This window comes from Bifidobacterium pullorum subsp. saeculare (genome assembly GCF_016899725.1).
Classification (GTDB): domain Bacteria; phylum Actinomycetota; class Actinomycetes; order Actinomycetales; family Bifidobacteriaceae; genus Bifidobacterium; species Bifidobacterium pullorum_C.
This window is the reverse complement of the sequence record NZ_JACLYU010000001.1, coordinates 17,941-38,288: the sequence shown is the minus strand read 5'-3', so window position 1 is coordinate 38,288 and position 20,348 is coordinate 17,941. Positions and strand designations below refer to the sequence as shown.

The following is a 20,348-nucleotide window of genomic DNA, read 5'->3' as shown; positions in this document are numbered from 1 at the left end:
GCTCAGTGGACGGTGAAGCCCTGGTTGGTCCCGTATTCCTCGAGATCCTTCTGCCACAGGGCCAGGCCGTCCGCCAGACTCACCTTCTTGCCCGGCTTGTCCAGGGGTTCGAGGGGGTTGCCGTCCTGGTCCGTCATCCCCAGGCGGATGGCGCGGCGGCGTTCGTCGTAGGCCTGCCTGGCCTTCGACCACTCGTAGGCCGTGCCCACGGTTTTGCGGAAGTCGCTGCGCGCGTACACCTCGAACGGCAGGTACTGGTAGCCGACCGTCACGTTCTCGGCGGCCTGAGCGAGCACCTGGTTGAAGCGTTGGCCGCCGAAGTAGGTCACGTCCACGCCGCGGGCGTCCTTGACGGTGGTTTTGTCGCGGAACTCGCGGCTTTCCATCGTGCCGACATCGGCGGGGAAGGCGCCGCCGTCCACACGCGCGGCGATGCCGGCGTCGTCATGGGTGACGAAGTCGACGAAGCGGAACGCGGCGTCCGGCTTACGGGTGGACTGGAGCACGGCCATCGCGGAGCCGCCGTTCTCGGCGGTGGCGGGGCTGCCGTCGAAGGTGGGCATCTGCGCGACGCGCCACAGGCCGGAGGTGCCGGGCACATCCGCGAGCAGCAGCGACGGCATCCACGCGCCGGAGAGCACGGAGGCGACCTGGCCGGAGCCAAGGGCCCGCTTCCAGCCGTCGGACCAGGTGGTGTGCGCGGTGTCGACGAGCCCCTCGCCGATCATCCGCTGCCAGAAGGCGGTGAAGCGGCGCACGCCCGGGTCGTCGGTCAGGTCGACGGTCACGTCCTTGCCGTCGGCGGAGGTGCGGAAGGGATGGCCGCCGGCGGCCCAGACCATCGCGTCATAGAAGCTGGCGTCGCCCGCGTCGGCGGCGATGTACACGCCGATGTCCTTGAGCTTCTTCGCGGCCTGGTAGTAGTCGTCCCAGGTCCGGATCGCCGCGGCGTCCACGCCGGCCTGGTCGAACACGTCCTTGTTATAGAAGAAGGCCATCGGGCCGGAATCCATCGGCAGGCCGTACACGCGGCCGGCCAGATGCACGGAGCTCCAAGTACCGGGCGAGAAGAACCCCTCGTAGCCGCGCCCCGAGACGCGGTCGGTCAGGTCGAGGAACTGCCCGGAGACCGCGTATTGCGGCAGCGCGTAATACTCGATCTGCATCACATCCGGCATGCCATAGCCGTCCTGGATGGCGGTGTTGATGTTGTCGTAGCCGGACATGTTCTGCCAAGTGACGCGGATGTCCGGATTGGCCTGCTCGAAGCGGCTGATGACCTGCGCCATGCTCGGCTCCCAGCTCCACACGGTCACCTCGGTGCGCGTGTCCGCGGTCGCCTGGCCGCAGGAGGCGAGCGTCGTCGCCACGATGGCGACGGCCGCGGCGGCTACGGCGCGCCGTGCCAGTGTGTTCCATCCCTTCGGTCGCATAACCCCACAGTGTAGTGGACGGGCGCGCGCCGCGGCGGCCGTGGCCGACGGGCGCCGAGTATACAAACGCCGGGCATACGGGCGCGCACGGGGCGCCCGTCCGAAGAAGACAGGCACCCCGTGCGCAGTATGTGTGCCGACCCGGCCGTGCGACGGCGGCGCGGGCCGGCGTGGCGTCACTTGATGGTGACCTCGAAGCCCTGGCCGTCGCCGTAGGTCTTCAGGTCCTTCTCCCAGGCGGCCACGCCGTCGGAGAGCTTCTGGTCGCCGGTGTAGGACTTGCCCACATAGTCGCCGAACTTGTTGCGGGCGTACACCTCGAAGGGCAGGAACTGGTAGCCGGTGGAGACGTCCTCGGCCGCCTGGGCCAGCACCTCGTTGTACTTCTGGCCGCCGAAGTAGTCGACGTCCTCGCCGTCAGAGTTCTTCACGGTGGTGGCGTTGAGGAAGCTGTCCTTCTTCATCGACTCCTTGTCGGCCGGGAAGGCGCCGCCGGCCACGCGGGTGGCCACGCCGTCGCCGTGGTTCGCGTACTCGACGAACTTGTACGCAGCCTCGGCCTTCTTGGTGGAGGAGAGCACGGCCAGCGAGGAACCGCCGTTCTCGGCGTTGGTGTGCGAGCCGTCGGCGGTCGGGGTCGGCGCCACACGCCACTTGCCGGCGCCGCCGGCGGCGGAGTTAGCCAGGTTGGCCGGCATCCAGGCGCCGGTGATCAGGGAAGCGATGGTGCCGTCCACCATGCCCTTGAACCAATCCTCGGACCAGCCGGCGGTCTTGGTGTCGAGCAGGTGCTCGTCCAGCAGCTTCTGCCAGAAGTCCTCGAAGTCCTTCACCTTCGGGTCGGAGCTCAGGGAGATCGTCACCTTGGAACCGTCCTTGGAGGTCTCGAACGGCTTGGCACCGGCCAGCCAGGTCATCGAATCGTAGAAGCCGGCGTCACCGGTGTCGGAGGTGATGTAGTAGTTGTCGCCCAGGGCGTGGATCTTCTTGGCGTCCTCGTAGAACTCGTCCCAGGTGGTGGGCGGGTTCGCGATGCCGGCCTTGTCGAAGACCTCCTTGTTGTAGAAGAAGGCCATCGGGCCGGAATCCATCGGCAGGGCGTACACCTTGCCGCCCCACTGCACGGAGCTCCAGGTGCCCGGGGTGTAGAAGTCCTTGTAGCCGGAGGTCTTGTCGGTGATGTCGAGCAGGTTGCCCTGGATCGCGTACTGCGGAATGGCATAGTACTCGATCTGGGCCACGTCCGGGGCGCCCTTGCCGGCGGCGATCGCGTTGTCCAGCTGCGTGTACTGCTTGGTGTTGGTGCCCACGTTCTGCAGGTTGACCTTGATGTCGGGGTTCGCTTTCTCGAAGTCCTGCTTCACCTTGGTCAGGGTCGGCTCCCAGGCCCACACGGTGATTTCGGTCTTGCCTCCCTCGGAGCCGGAGTCACCGCCCGAGGCGCTGTTGGAGCTGCCGCATGCGGCCATGCCGGCCATCATGGCGACGGCGCCACCCATAGCCACGGCCTTCTTGATCGTGAACTTCATCGTCCTGTTCTCCTTCCTTCGACCGGTGTGTCTCCAGTCGACGAACATTCCGCGCCCTTGTCCGCCAATCCTGCGGTGGTGATGCTTCTGACGCTGCCTTCGGCGCAAGCCGCATCGCCGCGACTTCATGGCACCGGTCTCGACATACCGCTGTCGAAACCTGTATGGTTGCGATAACAATTTGTTATTATACACAATCTCGACCCACCCGCAAGAGATGCGCAGTCTCAGTGTGTTATCGCAAACACACATCATGGGCCTCCTAGTTCCCGGCTCTTCGCATTGTCGCGTGTGCGCGTTATCGCCGGGGTGTTGTTTCCGGAAGCATGGAAGACCCCCATCACGCCATGGCGTGGTTACGCCGCACTGACGCGAAGGCCATGCGGCAAACCGTACTGTGACGGCGAGTAAGAGTACGGTTCGCCGTACACACACGGACCCCATACGGCAAACCGTACGCTGACAGCGAGTAAGAGTACGGTTCGCCGTATGAAGACCGCAAGACTGCGGCAAACCGTACGCTTGCAGCCAGTCAGCGTACGGTTTGCCGCATGCGTGTGATGCCGGCGCGGCCTCGCATCGGTCCCCTCCGCAGGTTCCGTACCGGCGTCTGCGCCCATGATCACGCCCCAACCGCCGCAGGAGATACGCGAAGCCCGGTGGCTCCGTCTCGCTTCGAGGCGGAGCACCGGGCTTGCGCAGGCCGGTCCGGGCAGAGCCTGGCCGGTCAGGCGGTCTTCGTCACCAGCACACCGTTCGGCTGGATCGTCGCGGCCGAGCCATCCTCGTCCACCGCGGCGAGGGAGGCGACCATCGGCTCGCCTTCCACGGCCACCTGCTGCGGCTCGTGGGTGCGGTTGAACAGGAAGACGAAGCGCGTGCCCATCTCCTCGTCCACGCGTTCCACGCGCAACACGGCGCCACCGTTCGTGCGGTCGTCCACCGCGATGCCGTTGGCTTCGAGCATGGCCGGCAGGCTTGCGGCGAGGCCCTCACGGCCGAGCCTGGCGCCCACGTACACGGTGGAACCTTCGCCGTAGCGATTGGCCACGATGGCGGGCGCGCCGTCGAATCCAGTCCAGGCATCGGCCTGGAAAGTGGCGAGCACACGGGCGGAATCGGCCACCGAGGTGATCTCGTCGGCGATGTCGTGGGCAACGGCACCGTTGGACAGGTCAAGGTGATCCATCGCGCCGGGGAAGTCGCTGCCCATCGGGGCATGCTCCTCGATGCGCACACCGACCACGTCGCGGATGGAGCCGGGGTAGCCGCCCAGCCAGATGTGGTCGCGTTCGTCCGACAGGCCGGTGTAGTAGGTGACGAACAGCTTGCCGCCCTGAGCCACGTAGTCGCGTACGCGACGGGTGGTCTCCTCGGAGAGGATGTACAGGCTCGGCAGCACGACGGCCTCGTATTCGTCCCACGGGCCGCGCACCGGCACCACGTCGGCGGTCACGCCGTTGTCGGCCAGGGCACGGAACCAGTCGAGCGGCTCCGTCCAGTGGCGGACCTGCTGCGTGGGGGTTGCGGTGTGCTCGGTGGCCCACTGGGACTCATAGTCGAACACGACGGCCACACGGCTCTTGGCGAGCGTGGTCTCCAGCAGTCCCTCGTCGGCGAGCTTGTCCAGGTCGGCGCCCAGCTCGCACACGTCGCGGAACACATGGCTGTCGGCGCCCGCGTGGGGCACCATTGCGGCATGCCACTTCTCGGCGCCCGACTTGGACTGGCGCCACTGGAAGTAGCAGATGCCGTCCGCACCCATGGCCAAGTGGGCCAGGGAGTCGCGCACGAGCTCGCCGGGCTCGCACCGGTAGTTGATCGGACGCCAGTTGACGGAAGAGGTGGAATGCTCCATGAGCAGCCACGGCTTCTTGCGGGCGATGCCGTCGACCAGGGACGCCGAATAGGCGAGCTCGTCGAGGTGCGCCTCGCCGGGAGTGAAGTAGTGGTCGTTGGACACGAAGTCGACGTCGTAGCCCCACTTGTCGTAGTCGAGGCCGGTGCCGGAGGCGGAGACCATGAAGTTCGTGGTCTGCGGGCGGTCCGGATCCACGGAGCGCAGCATCGCCACCTCGGCGTTGTAGAAGTCGAGGAGAACGTCGGAGCTGAAGCGCTTCCAGTCGAGCAGCTTGCCGGGGTTCATGAAGTTGCCGTCGCCGATGAACTTCGGCGCCACGATCTCGTCGAAATCGTTCATGTGCTGCGCCCAGAAGGCGGTGCCCCAGGCCTCGTTGACGGCCTCGATGGTGCCGTAACGCGCCTTGCACCACTTGCGGAAGGCGTACTGGGCGTCGTCGGAGTAGTCGAAGCGGTTGTGGCAGCCGTACTCGTTGCTCACATGCCAGGCCACCACATACGGGTTGTCCTTGTACCGTTCGGCCATCCGGCGGTCCATCTCCAGCGCATAGTCCTTGAAGACAGGACTCGTGGCGCGCCAATGCTGGCGGGCGCCGGGGTGGCACACGTCGCCGCGGTAATCCTGCCAGAGGATCTCCGGATGCTTCTCCGTCAGCCACATCGGCGGCGAGGCGGTAGCGGTGGCCAGGTCGACGGCGATGCCGGCCTCGCCGAGCTTGCCGATGATGCGGTCGAGCCAGTCGAAGTCATACACGCCCTCGCGCGGCTCGATCCTCGCCCAGGAGAAGATGGCGAGGGACACGAAGTTCACACCGGCCTGCCGCATGAGCTCGATGTCCTCGTCCCACACCTCCTCGGGCCACTGGTCGGGGTTGTAGTCGCCGCCGTACCAGATGCGGGGTTTGCCGCCGGCCAGCGGCTGCGGCCAGCGGAATTGCTTGCGTTCCATAACGCTCCTTTACCTCAACGGATTGATGATTACGGACTGGCGCTGGGTCGTCATTCTTTGACGGCGCCGGCGGCGAGGCCGGACTGCCAGTATTTCTGCAGCAGGAGGAACGCGATGACCAGGGGGATGATCGTGATGAGCGAGCCGGTGATCACCAGGTTCTGGATCGCCTGACCGCCAGCCGTGCTCGCTTGGTCCTTCCACTGGTTCAGACCGATCGTCAACGGATACCAGTCCGCGTCCTTGAGCATGATCAAGGGCAGGAAGTAGTTGTTCCACGTCGCCACGATCGTGAACAGCGCCGTCGTCACGATACCCGGCGCCAACAAAGGCAGCGAGATCGTGCGGAACGTGCGCAGCTCGCTCGCGCCGTCCACGCGCGCCGCCTCCAGCAGCTCCGTGGGCACCGCCTGCTCCGAGAAGATCCACATCAGATACAGGCCGAACGGACTGATCAGGCTCGGGATGATCATCGCCCAGGGCGTGTTCGTCAACCCCAGCTTCGCGAACAGCAGGAACTGCGGCACCGCCAAAGCGATGCCCGGCACACTGATCGAGCCGATGATCACCGCGAACACGGCCTTGCGGCCCGGGAACCGGAACTTCGCCAACGCGTAGCCGCCCATGATCGCCAACAGGGTCGCCCCGCCCGCGCCCACCACCACGTACAGCAGCGTGTTCAGCAGCCACCGGCCGAAGATCCCGTCCTGGTACGTGAACACCGTCACGATGTTGTCCCACAGCGCGAAGCTCCTGCCCGGCCCCAGGCCGAACGTCGAAGTGAAGTCCGCCTGCGTCTTCGTCGCGTTGATCACCAGATACACGAACGGGAACAGGCAGTAGATCGCGAACAACGCCGTCACCACCGTCAACACGGTGCTGCGCCGCGGGTTCTGCACGTTCGCGAACCCGCTCTTCGCCGCCCGCTTGCGCTCCGCCGCCTCGTCGCGGGCGATCCTCTTCTGACGCTCCCGCTCCGCGCGCCTCGCGGCACGCTCCTGCTCACGCAGGCTCTGCCCGCTCACAGTCGCACTTGACATGTCAATCCAGCTCCTTCGCCTCAGCCACGCACCGTGGCACCCAAACCAAACACCATGCTGTTCCGGTCAACCAGCACGCAAGCCGACGTCACTTCATCTGCTCCTTCATGCTGTTGAGCTGCACCGCGTACGCGATCGCCATCGTGATCACCGCCATCACGATCGCCAACGCCGCCGCGTAATTGCTCTGGTTGCCACTGAAACTCAGGTTGTACGCGTACATGTTCGGCGTGTAATACGTCGTGATCGCGTTGCCCGGCACCATGTTCTCCATGATCGACGGCTCGTTGAACAACTGGAACGAACCGATGATCGAGAAGATCACCGTGATCGCCAACCCGCCCTTGAGCTCGGGAAGCTTGATGCTCTTGACGATCTGCCACTCCGACGCGCCGTCGATCGCCGCCGCCTCATACAGGCTGTGCGGGATCGTCGACAACGACGAATAGAAGATCAGCATGTTATAGCCCGTGAACTCCCACGTCACGATATTGCCGATCGACGCCAGCAACACATTCGGCGACAACACATCCAGATCCGTGCCCAGGAAATCATTCAGACTCCCGACCAGACCATACTTCGCGCCGTACATGAACCCCCAGATCAACGTCGACACCACCGCCGGCACCGCATACGGCAGGAACGTCGAGATCCGGAAGAACTTCGTGCCATGCAACTTCGCCGAATCGATCGCCAGGGCCAACGCCGCCGCCAAAAACAACATGATCGGCACCTGCACGCACGTGAACAAGGCCACACGCCCCACACTGCTCCAGAAATTCCCATCCCGGAACAGGCGCGCGTAATTCGCGAACCCCACGAACTGGTTCCCACCGATCATCTTCTTCTGGAAGAACGAAATATAAATGGCATACACAATCGGAATGATGAACACAAACACGAACACCACCGAAAACGGCCACATGAACTTCCAACCACGCCAATCACGCCGACGCCTATTCACACGCCCAGAAGCCGAATGAACCGGCGTAGCGACGGCCGCAGTCTCTCCCGAAACCATAAGCCCTCTCCTTCGAAGGAACCGTCGACCGACCGCTGGGGCGCAACGCTGGTGCCACGGCGATCGATCGTTCTTCAAATGTTTGCGTTGCCATAATAACATCATTCGCTCAAAACGCCTAATTCATGTCAAACTCGCCATGTCGCGCTCCGCGACTGGATTGCTATGATGGTAACGAAAACATCATCACTATTCGCAACGCAGCAAGGTGGTTCAGACGATCATGGAGCGAAGCAACGCGGCATCCATGCAGGACGTGGCCCGCGAGGCGGGCGTCTCCCCGCAGACAGTCTCGCGGGTGGCCAATGGCGGCGCGGCCGTGCGCCCGGAGACCCGGCGGCGTGTCGAGGACGCCATGCGCCGGCTCGGATACCGGCCGAATTACGCGGCCCGCGCGTTGAAACACGGGCGGTTCAAGGACATCGGCGTCGTCATGTTCCATATGACTAGCTTCGGCAACGCCCGCATCCTCGATGGCATCGTCTCCGCCGCGGCCGCGGACGACTACTCCGTCACCATCCAGATCATGCGTTCCGGCCCGGAGCGCACGCTGCAGGCGGCGGTCGAACGCATGAAGCAGCAGCCGGTGGACGGTGTGATCGTGGTGCTCGAGGAGATGATTGCCGACTTCAACGACTTCGTCCCGCCCAAGGGACTCCCCGTCGTCCTGGTCACCGAACGCGTCGCCGACCACTGCCCCACCGTGGACGCCGACCAATACGGCTGCTCCATCGCCGCCGTCGATTACCTCCTGAGCAAAGGGCACCGCACCGTCTACCACGTGGCGGGCCCCAGCCAGTCGCATGCGGCGCAGAGCCGCGTGCGCGGCTGGCGCGACGCGCTGGAGCAGATGGGCGCCACCGTGCCGCCGGTGCTCATGGGCGACTGGGAGGCGGACAGCGGCTACCAGGCCGGCGTCGTGCTCGCTCACACCCCGGATTGCACGGCCGTGTACGCGTCGAACGACCAAATGGCCTATGGCGTGATCCAGGGCCTGCAATCCGCCGGCAAACGCGTGCCGGAGGACGTGAGCGTGGTCGGCGTCGACGATTCGCTGGTCGGTATGGTGCCCCGGCTCCAACTGACCACCATGCGCATGAAGTTCGAGGACATCGGCCGCAAGGCCTTCGCGATGGTGCGCGACCAGTGCGAGGGCCGGCAGGTGCCGGTCGGCGTCAAAACCGTGGTCCCGGCGGAGCTGGTGGAACGCGAGTCCGTGCGCGACCTGACGGCCTGAGGCCGCGACCGGCCGCCTCACAGCGGCATACGCGAGACGAACCGGCGCATCCCGCCGGTGACCGGATCGGAGAACTCCAGGCTGCGTGCCACCAGCCGCAGAGGCTGACTGAAGTCGTCGACCGCGCGGTCGCGCACCACCGGGTAGAGGTCGTCCCCCTCGATCGGCAGTCCCAGCGCGTTCATATGCACCCGCAGCTGATGCGTTTTGCCGGTGCGTGGCCTGAGCACATACCGCGCCAGCATCGGCGCGCCGGCCGTGCCGGTGCCGGCCGCCGGCACGCGTTCCATCCGTTCGACGCGGGTCACCGCGTTCACGACGCCCGGCTCCTCCTGCGCCTGAAGGCGTCCGCGGATCTTGACGATGCGGGACCGGCGCACCAGGGGGAACGGACGCGGCGGTTCCAGCCGCCGCACGGTGCCGGTCCCCGGCGTGCGCACGGGCGCGCACGGCGCCACGCATTCGTACACCTTGGCGGTCTGCCGCCGTTGGAACAGCATCTGGTAGGCGCCGCGCAGCGCGGGGTCACGCACGAATACGACGACGCCGGCGGTGGCGCGGTCCAGCCGGTGCGCCGGGACGATGCCCGGCTCGCCGTATGCCTCGCGCAGACGCATCAGCGCGGTCTGCCGGTACCACATGCCGCGTGGCGTGGTCGCCAGGAAATGAGGTTTGTCGACGACGATGATCGCCGCGTCCTCGTAGAGCACCTCGAGCTCGAACGGAATCGACGGCTCTTCCGTCACATACCGGTGCCCCATGCTCAGGCCCCCTGACTGACGCACGATACGCACCCGGGCAAGGGGCTTGCCGGGATATTCGTTTTCAGACACGCTCCGGGCCGCTCTGGCCAAGTCTTTACGGTCTGAAAACGAATATCCCGGCAGCCCCCGGCCCACGGACACCCCCGTCATTCGACGGTGACGGACTTGGCCAGGTTGCGCGGCTTGTCCACGTCGTAGCCCTTGAGCTTGGCCATGTCCATCGCGAACAGCTGCAGCGGCACCACGTCCACAAGCGGGCTCATCAACGTGGGGCATTCGGGGCGCCAGAACACGACGTCCGCGTACTGCTGCACGTCCTTGTCGCTGCGTTCGGCCACGGCGATGATGAACGCGCCGCGTGCCTTGACCTCCTCGATGCCGGAGATCACCTTGGCGTGCAGCACGTTGCGCCCGCGCTCCGGCGGCACGATGAACACCACCGGCTCGCCCTCGTCCACCAACGCGATGGGACCATGCTTGAGCTCGCCGGCGGCGAAGCCCTCGGTGAACGTGTAGGCGATCTCCTTGAGCTTGAGCGCGCCCTCCAACGCCACCGGGTAGCCCACATGCCGGCCGAGGAACAGGAAGGATTTCGCGTCCACCATCTGCTCGGCGGCCTTCTCAATCGCCTCGGGCTGCGTGTCGAGCACCCACTGGATTTTCGCGGGCATGTCTTTGAGCGAGGCGAGCACCTGCTGGATCTCGTCGCGGAACATCGCGCCCTTGACCTGCGCCAGGTACAGGCCGAGCAGATAGGCGGCGGTGATCTGCGCGACGAAGGCCTTGGTGGAGGCCACCGCCACCTCGGGGCCGGCGTGCGTGTACAGCACCGCGTCGGATTCGCGGGGGATCGAGGCGCCCTGCGTGTTGCAGATCGCGAGCACCTTGGAGCCCTGCTCGCGCGCGTGGCGCAGCGCCATGAGCGTGTCCATCGTCTCGCCGGACTGCGAGATCGCCACGACCAGCGTGCGCGGTGTGAGGATCGGGTCGCGGTAGCGGAACTCGTGGGCCAGCTCCACCTCCACCGGGATGCGCACCCAGTGCTCGATCGCGTATTTGGCCACTTGGCCGGCGTAGGAGGCGGTGCCGCAGGCGATTACGATGATCTTGTCGATGGCCTTGAAGTCATGCTCGTCGATATGGACCTCGTCAAGCGTCACGTCGCCGTGCTCGTCGAAGCGGCCGAGCAGCGTGCGCTGCACGGCGGCCGGGTCCTCGTGGATCTCCTTGTCCATGAAGGAGTCCCAACCGCCCTTCTCGGCGGCCGAGGCGTCCCAGTCCACGTCATAGGTCGCGGGGTTCTCGACCACATTCCCCTCGAAGTCGGTGACCGTCACCTTGGTGGCGCTCACGCACACGCACCGGTCCTGGTCGATCTCCATCGCATGGCGGGTGTACGCCACGAAGGCGGCCACGTCGGAGCCGAGGAAGTTCTCCCCGTCCCCCAGGCCCACCACCAGCGGCGAGTCGTGGCGCGCGCCCACCACGATGTCCGGTTGGCGGCAGTCGGTCGCCAGGATCGTGAACGCGCCTTCGAGCATGCGGGCGAGGCGGCGCACCGCCTCGAAGAGGTCCGGGTGGCCTTTCTCGGCGATCACCGTGTCCACGATCTTGCCGAGCAGCTTGGCGGCCACCTCGGTGTCCGTGGCGGAGACGAAGGAGTAGCCTTCGGCCTGCAGGTCCAGGCGGAGCCGGGAGGCGTTCTCGATGATGCCGTTGTGGATGATGGCGACCTTGCCGTCGCGGCTGACATGCGGATGCGCGTTCACATCGCTGGGCACGCCGTTGGTGGCCCAGCGCGTGTGGCCGATGGCCACGGTCGCGTCCGGCATCGGGTGGCGTTTGATGTCGTCCGCCAGGTTGGACAGGCGCCCCGCCTTCTTGCGTACCTCCACATGGTCCATGCCGGGGGCGGTCAAGGCCACGCCCGCCGAATCATAGCCGCGGTATTCCAAGCGTTTGAGCCCCTGCATGCACACTTCTAGCGGCTTGCCGCACGCAGTGGTGACGTTTCCAGCGTATCCGACGATTCCACACATGCGTTCCACCCTAACAAACGAAGATGTCATCCGCCGCACGCCGGGCGTGCGTCCGCCACGGGCCGAACCGGATCACAGCACGTGCTGGAGGAAGTCGCGGAAGCGCGGCTCGCTCGGATGGTCGATGATGCCGGGTCCGCCCTGTTCGACGACCACGCCGCCGTCCATGAACACGACCTGGTCGGCCACCTCGCGCGCGAAGCCGATCTCATGGGTCACGCACACCATGGTCATGCCGGCCTGGGCCAGCTCGCGCATGACGCCGAGCACCTCGCCGACGAGCTCGGGGTCGAGCGCCGAGGTCGGCTCGTCGAACAGCATGATCTCCGGCTGCATGGCCAGGGCGCGGGCGATGGCCACGCGCTGCTGCTGGCCGCCGGACAGCTGCGCCGGATAATGGTCGAGCCGGTCGCCCAGGCCGACGCGCGTGAGCTCCTTGACGGCCAGTTCGCGCGCCGCCGCCTTGCCCAGGTGCTTGACGTGCACCGGCGCCTCCATGACATTCTCCAGCGCCGTCATATGCGGGAACAGGTTGAACCGCTGGAACACCATGCCGATCTTCGCGCGCTGCGCGGCCACCGCGCGGTCGTCGAGCGTCTGCAGCATGCGCTTGCCGCGGTGTTCGACCACCTTGTATCCGATGAGCTCGCCGTCCACGCGGATGGAGCCGCCGGTGAGCGTCTCCAGTTGGTTGATGAGCCGTAGCAGCGTGGATTTGCCCGAGCCGGAGGGGCCCAGGATCACGGTCACAGTGCCGGGCATCACCGTCAGGTCCACGCCTTTCAACACGTGCAGCTGGCCGAAGGCCTTGTGCACGCCCCGCGCTTCGATGGCCGGCCTCGTGCCGCCAGCCGTCTGCTCCGCGCCGTTGACTTCCGTCATCCCTGCCTCCTGTGCTGCGTCCGCCGTGGGTCGCCCGGTCATGCGTTGAGCCCCACGAATGTGGCCTGGTTGAGCTTGCTGACGTCGTCATGCGGCTCGCCCTCGGATTTGCCCGGGTACGGCGGGTCGTACGGCGGGCGCCGTCCCCTGGTCCCGACCGGGCGCGCGTCGAAGCCGCGTCCGAAGTGCCGTTCGAGCTGCTGCTGGAGCAGCATCATCACCGAGGTGATGACCAGGTACCAGATGCAGGCCACGATGAGCAGCGGGATCGGCTTGTACGTGCGGTTGGCGATGGCGTTGGTCTGGAACTGCAGGTCGAGGGTGAACGGCACGGCGAGCACCAGCGAGGTGTTCTTGAGCATGCCGATCGTCTCGTTGCCGGTGGGTGGGATGATGATGCGCATGGCCTGCGGCAGGATGATGCGCCGCATGATGAGCGAACGTCCCATGCCCAGGGCCTGCGCCGCCTCGCTCTGGCCGGCGTCGACGGCTTCGAGGCCGGCGCGCACGATCTCCGACAGGTAGGCGGCCTCGTTGAGGGCCAGGCCGATCCAGGCGGCGTTGAACGCGGTGATGACCACGGACGAGTCGATGCTCCAGAACGAGATGTCGGTGAAGGGGATGCCGAGGGACAGCTTGGGGATGAGCACGGAGAACAGGCCCCAGAACACCAGCTGCGTGTACACCGGCGTGCCGCGGAAGAACCAGATAAAGAACCAGCTGACGCCGCGCAGCACCGGGTTGATGGATTTGCGCATGATGGCCAGCACCACCGACAGCACGATGGCCACGGCCATGGAGATGACGGTGAGCAGCAGCGTGTAGCCCACGCCTTCGAGCACATGCTCGTTGAACAGGTACTTCCACACGGTCGGCCAGTCGAGCCGCTTGTTGGCGACCAGCCCCTGCACGAGCATCGCGGCGAGCAGCGCCACGATGACGGCCGCCACGATCGGTCCGGTGCGCCGCACCGGCAGCGCCTTGATGCGGTCGGGGATGTCGAGCCCCTCGCCGTCCACCGTCTTTCCTGCCATGGTTCCCTATCTACTCGTTCGCATGGTCCGGCCGGGTGGTCCCGGCCGGACGCCGTCCGCTCCGGCCATCAGTCGGCGGCCGGGTTGATCTCCGCCTTGTCGATGGCGCCGGATTCGACGCCCCAGTGCTTGAGGATCTTGTCGTAGGTGCCGTCCTCCATGAGCTTGGTGACGGCCTTCTGCACGGCCTCGTCCATCTGCGTGTCGCCCTTCTTGATGGCGATGCCCTGCTTGGCCACGCCCACGTCCTCGCCGAGCGCCTCGAGCTGGCCGTCGGTCTGCGAGATGGCGTAGCCGGCCACCGGGGAGTCGGCGTAGAACGCCTCGGCCTTGCCGGTGACCACATTCGTGGTCACGTCGGTCTGCAGCTTGGAGGACATCACGTCGATCTTCTGGTCCGCCGGGCAGGACTTGTTGGCGTCGAGCACCTCGGCCTCCTGCGTGGTGCCGGTCTGCACGGCGACCTTCCTGCCGCACAGCTTGGAGGAGTCGAACTTGTCCGGGTTGCCCTTGCGCACGGCCCAGGTGGAGCCAGCCTTGTAATAGCTGACGAAGTCGACAGCCTGCTTGCGCTCGTCGGTGATGGTGAACGAGGAGATGCCCAGGTCGTACTTGCTGCCCACGGACGGCACGATCGAGTCGAACGTGGAGGTGACGGTCTCGGGCTCCAGGCCGAAGACCTTGGCCAGCGCCTTGGTGAGGTCCACGTCATAGCCGACGGGGGTCTCGTTGTCCTCGGCGATGAACTCCGCGGGCGCGTACGAGGTGTCGGCGCCGACGGTGAGTTTGCCGTCGGATTTGACGGAATCCGGCACCAGGGCGGCGATCGCGTCGTCCTTCTTCACGCCGGACAGGTCGGTGCCCTGCGTCTGGCTCGTGGACGAGCCGGAGTCCTTGGCGCTGCCCTCAGAGGAGTCGGTGGTGCCGCAGGCGGCGGCGGAGCACAGCATCGCGGCGGCCAGGGCCGCGGCGGCGAACGGTTTGATGGTCTTCATGGGCTTCCTCTCTCCCAGATGCCCGGCGAGATGCCCGGGCATATATCTGAGACGATAGGGAGCCGCCTGCTACGGCAGTGTTAACGGTCCGCATGACGGCCACGCCGGCCATGCCGGTCCGCATGGCCGCCCGCCGCGCTCAGCGGGAGCGCCGGTTGGCGTAGCGCATCGCGCGCAGGGCCTCGCGCTTGTCCTGCTCCGCGCGCAGGGCCTGGCGCTTGTCGTAGTCGCGCTTGCCGCGGGCCAGGGCGATCTGCACCTTGGCGCGGCCGTCCTTGAAGTAGATGCTCAGCGGCACGATGGTGTAGCCCTTGGCCTGCGTCTGGCGGGCCAGCTTGTCGATCTCGCGGCGGTGGAGCAGCAGCTTGCGCTTGCGCTTGGGCATGTGGTTGTTCCACGTGCCGTTGAGATACTCGGGGATGTTGGCCTGTTCCAGCCACATCTCGCCGCGCCGGTCGATGGACACGAAGCCTTCGGCCAGGGAGGCCCTTCCCTCGCGCAAGGACTTGACCTCGGTGCCGGTCAGGGCCATGCCGGCCTCGTAGGTGTCTTCGATCTCATAGTCGTGCCGGGCGCGCTTGTTCTGCGTCACCGGCTTGATGCCCTGTTCCTTGGCCATGGTTCCTATCCTCTGTTCCCGGCCGCGGCGCTCAGTAGTGGATGAAGGAGCGGCCCGCGGCGCTCACGATCTCCGTGGCGCCCTGGACGGCCATGCCGGTGCCGCCTTCGGAGATCAGCACGGTGCCGTTGCCGAGCACCTTCTCCACGACGGCGACATGCCCATAGAGCGCGTTGGCCGTCCAGGAGCTCACGCGCTGGCCGCGCTCGAACACCATCACCGCGCCCACGTGGGGGGTGCCGTTGACCAGGTAGCCCAGGCTGCGCGCCGTGTTGTCCCAGTCGCCGCCGTTGCCCATGTACGAGCCGACCGGCAGCGACAGCGCCGAACGCCGCTGGTACGCCCACAGCGTGCACTGCCGGGCGGGGTACGCCGACCCGCCCACGGTGTTGCCGGTGTAATGGCCGTAGCAGAAGCCGGAGCCCGCCGGGCAGTTGCCGGGCACCGCGTAGTTCATGCCCGAGGCGCCGCCCGACGATCCGCCCGAAGGCACGCTGGCCGGAGGCGCCGCCGCCGAGCCGCCGCCGGAGCTCGAGGACGGTCCGCGGTAGTCGCCGCTGGTGTTCACGCCGGCGTTGACGGTGTTGTTCTGGGCCTGGGAGGCCAGTTCCGACTGGATGCGCACGATGTCCGCCGCCTCGCGCGCCGCGGCGCTTTTGAGCTCGCCCTGCCGACTTTCCAGTTCGGCGCGCCGCTGGTTGCCCTGCTGCTGCAGCGCCTCGAGCTCGCGCTGCTTGGCCTGCGCGTCCGCGGCGACCTGCTGCGCCTGCCGGGACTGCTCGTCCGCCTGGCTTTTGAGCTGGGCGACCTGGTCCTTGATCGCCGCGAGGCGCTGGCGGCGGTTCATCGAGGTGTTGAGCTCCACCGCGGCGCTGTTCGCCGCGTTCGCCTTGCTGCGGGCCACGGCCGCGTCGGCCTGCATCTTGCCGACGAAGTCCTCGGTGGAATTGGAGTTCGTGATGACGGCCATGAGCTGCGAGGTGTCGGAGGTGTGGAAGCTGTCGCGGGCCATCTCGGCCACGGCTTCCTTGGCGTCGTCGTAGTCGGCGCCGGTCTGCTCGATCTTCGCCTCGAGGTCCTCCTGGTCCTTGCGCGCCGCCTCCAGCCGTTCGGCCGCGGCGTCCGCGGCGTCCTTGGCCTGGGCCGCCTTCTGCTGCGCGTCGTTGAGGGCTTGCTGCGCCGCGGGGATGCGGTTCGTCGACAGGTCCTCGAGCTCCTTGATCTGGTCCGCCAGGCTGCTGCTGACGCCGGCCAGCTGCGCGTCCAGGTTGTATTTGCTCGACTGCTTGCGCCGCAGCTCGCTGTACGTCGCCGCGTCGGCCTGCGGCACGGGGCCCGCGGCCACCGCGATGCCACAGGCGAAGGTCATGGCGGCGACCACGGCCAGTCCCATGGTCGTGCGCGCATACCGCAACCGCTTCATCCGTCGATCCTCCTTGACTTGTGTGCCGCCGATGATAGCAAATCGGTCTGATGCCGTCACGCCTTGAGATAGCGGCGCAGGGAGATGACCGAGGCCAGCGCCGACAGGATGACCGCGCCCGCCACCAGCGCCGGCGCCAGCAGCAGCACCGTGCGCACGTCCACGAACGGCATCCACCGCACCGACTGCGACAGCCAGTCGGTGACGAACACCTGCACCACGCCGGCCAGCGTGCCCACGGCCAGCAGCGAGCCGAGCAGCGAGGCGATCACGCCTTCGAGCACGAAGGGCAGCCGGATCGTCCAATTCGAGGCGCCCACGTACCGCATGATCTCGGTTTCGTTGCGCCGCGACGCCGCCGACATGCGGATCGTCGTGCCGGTGAGCAGCACGGCCGTGACCACCATCACCACCGCCAGGGCCACCGTGACCATGGTCACGCGGTTGATGATCGCGAAAATCGGCTCGAAGATCTGCCGTTGGTCCTCGACCTGCTCGATGCCGTCACGCCCCGAGAGCACCTCGGAGACCACCTGGTACTTGGTCGGGTCCTTGAGCTTGAGGCGCAGGGAGGCCTGCATGTCGGCCGGGGTGAGCGTGCGGCCGTTGAACTGGCCGTTGGGGTATTCCTTGAGGAACGTGTCCTTGTAGAACTGCTCGCGGCTGACATACGTGACCTTGGCGACCTCGTTGTGCAGTTCGTTGTCGATCACGTCGATGATGTCGTTGATCTCCTCGTCCGTGGGCGCCTTGCCGGAGGCGCAGGACGGCGCCTGGCTCGTACCGTCCGGGCACAGGTACACGACCACCTCCACCTGGTCGTACCACACGCCCTTCGCCTGGGCGATCTGCACCTGCAGCAGGCCCGACGCCCCGATGAACAGGAAGGAGATGAAGGTGACGAGCGTCACGGACAGGATCATCGAGACGTTGCGCCTGAGGCTCGTCCACGTCTCGGAAAGGATGAAGCGGAACCTCATCGGGTCTCCTCCTTGTCGTCCTCGGCCGCCTGGTCCTCGCGCCGGGGCGGGGCGGGCACGTCGTCCCCGCCGTCGTGCCGCTCCTCGGCGGCCTGCTCGTCCAGCCGCAGTCCGCGGCCCCAGGTGAGCGTCGTCTCGACGGGGGCGAAGGCCTCGCCGTAACGGCCGGTGCGGCCGGAGTGCACGGACTGGGCGAGGCGGGCGATGCCGGCGTCGCCATCCGCGGAGCCGACGGTGGCGGAGACGGCGTCGACGGCCTGCGCGGCGACCTCCACGCGGGCCTCGCCCTGGGCCTGCACGGCCTCCAGCGTGTCGAGACGCTCGGGCCGGGGCAGGCCAACGTCGGCCCGGCCGCCGAGCGCGTGCTTGGCCTGGGCCTCCACCTCGGCGTCGGGGAAGTATTCGGCGGAATCGTAGGAGCCGTGCTCCTCGTCGCGCACGATGCGGCCGTTGTGCAGCTCGACGACGCGCTTGCGCATCGAGTTGACGATCTCCTCGTTATGCGTGGCCATGACCACCGTGGTGCCGGTGCGGTTGATGGCGTCCAGCACCTCCATGATGCCCAGGGAGGTGGTGGGGTCGAGGTTGCCGGTGGGCTCGTCGGCCAGCAGGATCTGCGGATGGTTCACGTAGGCGCGGGCGATGGCCACGCGCTGCTGCTCGCCGCCGGAGAGCTCGTGCGGATAGTTGCGTTCCTTGCCCGTCAGGCCCACGGTCTGGAGTACCTTCGGCACCAGCGTTTTGATCGTGGAACGGCGGGTGCCGATCACCTCGAGCGCGAACGCGACGTTCTGCCAGACGGTTTTGTTGTTGAGCAGCTTGTAGTCCTGGAACACGAAGCCCAGCGTGCGGCGGTACTGCGGCACCTGGCGGTTCGTGATGCGCCGCAGGTCGTGGCCGGCCACGCGGATCTCGCCGTCGGTGGCCTCCTCCTCGCGCAGCAGCAGGCTCAGCAGCGTGGTCTTGCCGGAGCCGGAGGCCCCCACCAGGAACACGAAGTCGCCACGGTCGACGTCAAGGCTTACATCGTCCAGCGCGGGGCGCGTGCCCCTCGGGTAGACCTTGCTGACGTGGTCGAGCGTGATCAGTGCCATGTCATCCCTTCCGTCTTGCGTTCCCCCCGGAGACCATACGACACGGTCCTGAGAGCCTCCTGGGGGTCACTCCTCCTCGGCGGCCTGGCGCTTCTGCTCGTGGCGCCACCGGATGCCGGCGTCGATGAAGCCGTCGAGGTCGCCGTCGAACACGGCCTGCGTCTGGCTGGTCTCGTACCCGGTGCGCAGGTCCTTGACCATCTGGTACGGGTGGAGCACGTAGGAGCGCATCTGGTCGCCCCAGCTGGCCTTGATGTCGCCGGCGAGCTCCTTCTTCTTCTTCGCCTCCTCCTCGTGGCGCAGCACGAGCAGGCGGGACTGGAGCACAGCCATGGCGGCGGCGCGGTTCTGGATCTGGCTGCGCTCGTCCTGCATGGTCACCACGATGCCGGTCGGGATATGCGTGATGCGCACCGCGGAGTACGTGGTGTTCACGCCCTGGCCGCCGGGGCCGGAGGCGCAGTAGGTGTCCACGCGGATCTCCGTCTCGGGCACGTCGATGTGGTCGGTGGCCTCGACCAGCGGCACCACCTCGACGGCGGCGAAGCTCGTCTGGCGCCGGCCCTGGTTGTCGAACGGGGAGATGCGCACCAGGCGGTGCGTGCCGCCCTCCACCGACAGGCGTCCGTAGGCGTAGGGGGCGTCCACCTGGAAGGTGGCGGACTTGATGCCCGCCTCCTCGGCGTAGGAGGTGTCCATGACCTTGGCCTTGTAGCCGTGGCGCTCGCAGTAGCGCAGGTACATGCGCAGCAGCATCTGCGCGAAGTCGGCCGCGTCCACGCCGCCGGCGCCGGCGCGCACTGTCACCACGGCGGAACGCTCGTCGTATTCGCCGTCGAGCAGCGTCTGGATCTCCATCTGGGCGAGGTTGGCGGTGATCGCGGCGATCTCCTCGCGCGCCTCCGTCAGGGAATCCTCGTCCTCCTCCTCGCGGCCGAGCTCGACGAGCGTCTCGACGTCGTCGATGCGCTGGGCGGCGGAATCGAGGCGCTTGAGCTGCGACTCGGCGGCGGACAGCCGGCTCGTCACCTGCTGCGCGTGCTCCGGGTCGTCCCACAGCCCCGGCGCGGCGGCCTGCGTCTCCAGGTCCTTGATGTCGGCCTTGAGGCGGTCGACGTCCACCGCCTTGGCGATGGAATCGTACTTGGCGCGCGCCTCGCCGATGGCCTGCGCGTAGTCGTATTCAGCCATTCCCTGCTACCTGTCCGTCTATTCAAAATCCGCAGCGGCCGGCATGCCGGCCGCTCTGTACACAGTCAGACCGCCACTGTACTGCAAGGCGTGGTCCGAGCGCCGGGGCACGGGCGCAACGCGTGCGCAACCGTCACATTCGCGCCGGCGCGGGGCGGGGCCCGCGTCCGGCGCGTCCGCACGGTGCACGCCCGCCCGCCAGGCGAAGGCCGCTCGGGTATCGTGTGGTGTGGCAAGCTCACGTTCGATGGTAAGGAG

General features: G+C 66.9%; 15 protein-coding genes and 1 pseudogene. 1 reads left to right on the top strand and 15 read right to left on the bottom strand.

Annotated features, from left to right (window positions below; genetic code table 11):
• Positions 1 to 2: 2 nt before the first annotated feature.
• The 5 genes from H7U32_RS00155 to H7U32_RS00135 form a co-directional block, all read right to left on the bottom strand.
• Positions 3 to 1,433, bottom strand: coding sequence for an ABC transporter substrate-binding protein (locus H7U32_RS00155; protein WP_204466982.1), 1,431 nt, complete (start codon positions 1,431 to 1,433; stop codon positions 3 to 5).
• A 176-nt stretch (positions 1,434 to 1,609) separates the two neighbouring features.
• Positions 1,610 to 2,962: an ABC transporter substrate-binding protein gene (locus tag H7U32_RS00150; protein WP_204466980.1), complete on the bottom strand. Its 1,353-nt coding sequence runs from the start codon at positions 2,960 to 2,962 to the stop codon at positions 1,610 to 1,612.
• A 727-nt stretch (positions 2,963 to 3,689) separates the two neighbouring features.
• A complete protein-coding gene (locus H7U32_RS00145; RefSeq protein WP_204466978.1) occupies positions 3,690 to 5,771 on the bottom strand; it encodes a beta-galactosidase in 2,082 nt (693 codons plus the stop codon).
• A gap of 50 nt (positions 5,772 to 5,821) precedes the next feature.
• Positions 5,822 to 6,811 (bottom strand): carbohydrate ABC transporter permease, encoded by a 990-nt coding sequence (locus tag H7U32_RS00140; RefSeq protein WP_204466977.1) that lies wholly within the window; start codon positions 6,809 to 6,811, stop codon positions 5,822 to 5,824.
• An 88-nt stretch (positions 6,812 to 6,899) separates the two neighbouring features.
• Positions 6,900 to 7,832 carry a carbohydrate ABC transporter permease gene (locus H7U32_RS00135; protein ID WP_204466975.1) on the bottom strand — a complete coding sequence of 311 codons (933 nt, stop codon included), beginning with the start codon at positions 7,830 to 7,832 and terminating at the stop codon, positions 6,900 to 6,902.
• 247 nt (positions 7,833 to 8,079) lie between these two features.
• Between H7U32_RS00135 and H7U32_RS00130 the strand changes: the two genes are divergently transcribed.
• Complete coding sequence (locus H7U32_RS00130; protein ID WP_204467351.1) at positions 8,080 to 9,069, top strand: LacI family DNA-binding transcriptional regulator; 990 nt, start codon at positions 8,080 to 8,082, stop codon at positions 9,067 to 9,069.
• Positions 9,070 to 9,086: 17 nt separating this feature from the next.
• On the opposite strand, the gene H7U32_RS00125 is transcribed toward H7U32_RS00130, so the two are convergent.
• From H7U32_RS00125 to prfB, 10 genes and pseudogenes are all read right to left on the bottom strand, one after another.
• A complete protein-coding gene (locus tag H7U32_RS00125) occupies positions 9,087 to 9,815 on the bottom strand; it encodes a pseudouridine synthase (protein WP_323804543.1) in 729 nt (242 codons plus the stop codon).
• A gap of 164 nt (positions 9,816 to 9,979) precedes the next feature.
• Positions 9,980 to 11,872, bottom strand: a complete 1,893-nt coding sequence (gene glmS, locus H7U32_RS00120; RefSeq protein ID WP_204466971.1) for a glutamine--fructose-6-phosphate transaminase (isomerizing) — start codon at positions 11,870 to 11,872, stop codon at positions 9,980 to 9,982.
• Positions 11,873 to 11,944: 72 nt separating this feature from the next.
• Positions 11,945 to 12,754 (bottom strand): amino acid ABC transporter ATP-binding protein, encoded by an 810-nt coding sequence (locus H7U32_RS00115; RefSeq protein WP_204466969.1) that lies wholly within the window; start codon positions 12,752 to 12,754, stop codon positions 11,945 to 11,947.
• 38 nt (positions 12,755 to 12,792) lie between these two features.
• On the bottom strand, positions 12,793 to 13,788 hold the full coding sequence (locus H7U32_RS00110; protein ID WP_204466967.1) for an amino acid ABC transporter permease: 996 nt from the start codon (positions 13,786 to 13,788) through the stop codon (positions 12,793 to 12,795).
• A gap of 68 nt (positions 13,789 to 13,856) precedes the next feature.
• Positions 13,857 to 14,783, bottom strand: coding sequence for an ABC transporter substrate-binding protein (locus H7U32_RS00105; RefSeq protein ID WP_204466965.1), 927 nt, complete (start codon positions 14,781 to 14,783; stop codon positions 13,857 to 13,859).
• 139 nt (positions 14,784 to 14,922) lie between these two features.
• Entirely contained in the window at positions 14,923 to 15,402 is a 480-nt protein-coding gene (gene smpB / locus H7U32_RS00100) for an SsrA-binding protein SmpB (protein ID WP_204466963.1), read from the bottom strand.
• A gap of 31 nt (positions 15,403 to 15,433) precedes the next feature.
• Positions 15,434 to 16,825, bottom strand: coding sequence for a CHAP domain-containing protein (locus H7U32_RS00095; protein WP_204466961.1), 1,392 nt, complete (start codon positions 16,823 to 16,825; stop codon positions 15,434 to 15,436).
• Between the two features lie 56 nt (positions 16,826 to 16,881).
• Positions 16,882 to 17,805 (bottom strand): permease-like cell division protein FtsX, encoded by a 924-nt coding sequence (ftsX, locus tag H7U32_RS00090; protein ID WP_204466959.1) that lies wholly within the window; start codon positions 17,803 to 17,805, stop codon positions 16,882 to 16,884.
• 86 nt (positions 17,806 to 17,891) lie between these two features.
• A pseudogene (ftsE, locus tag H7U32_RS00085) lies at positions 17,892 to 18,899 on the bottom strand (cell division ATP-binding protein FtsE); the annotation flags it as partial.
• Positions 18,900 to 18,965: 66 nt separating this feature from the next.
• On the bottom strand, positions 18,966 to 20,090 hold the full coding sequence (gene prfB / locus H7U32_RS00080) for a peptide chain release factor 2 (RefSeq protein WP_204466956.1): 1,125 nt from the start codon (positions 20,088 to 20,090) through the stop codon (positions 18,966 to 18,968).
• Between the last annotated feature and the right edge of the window lie 258 nt (positions 20,091 to 20,348).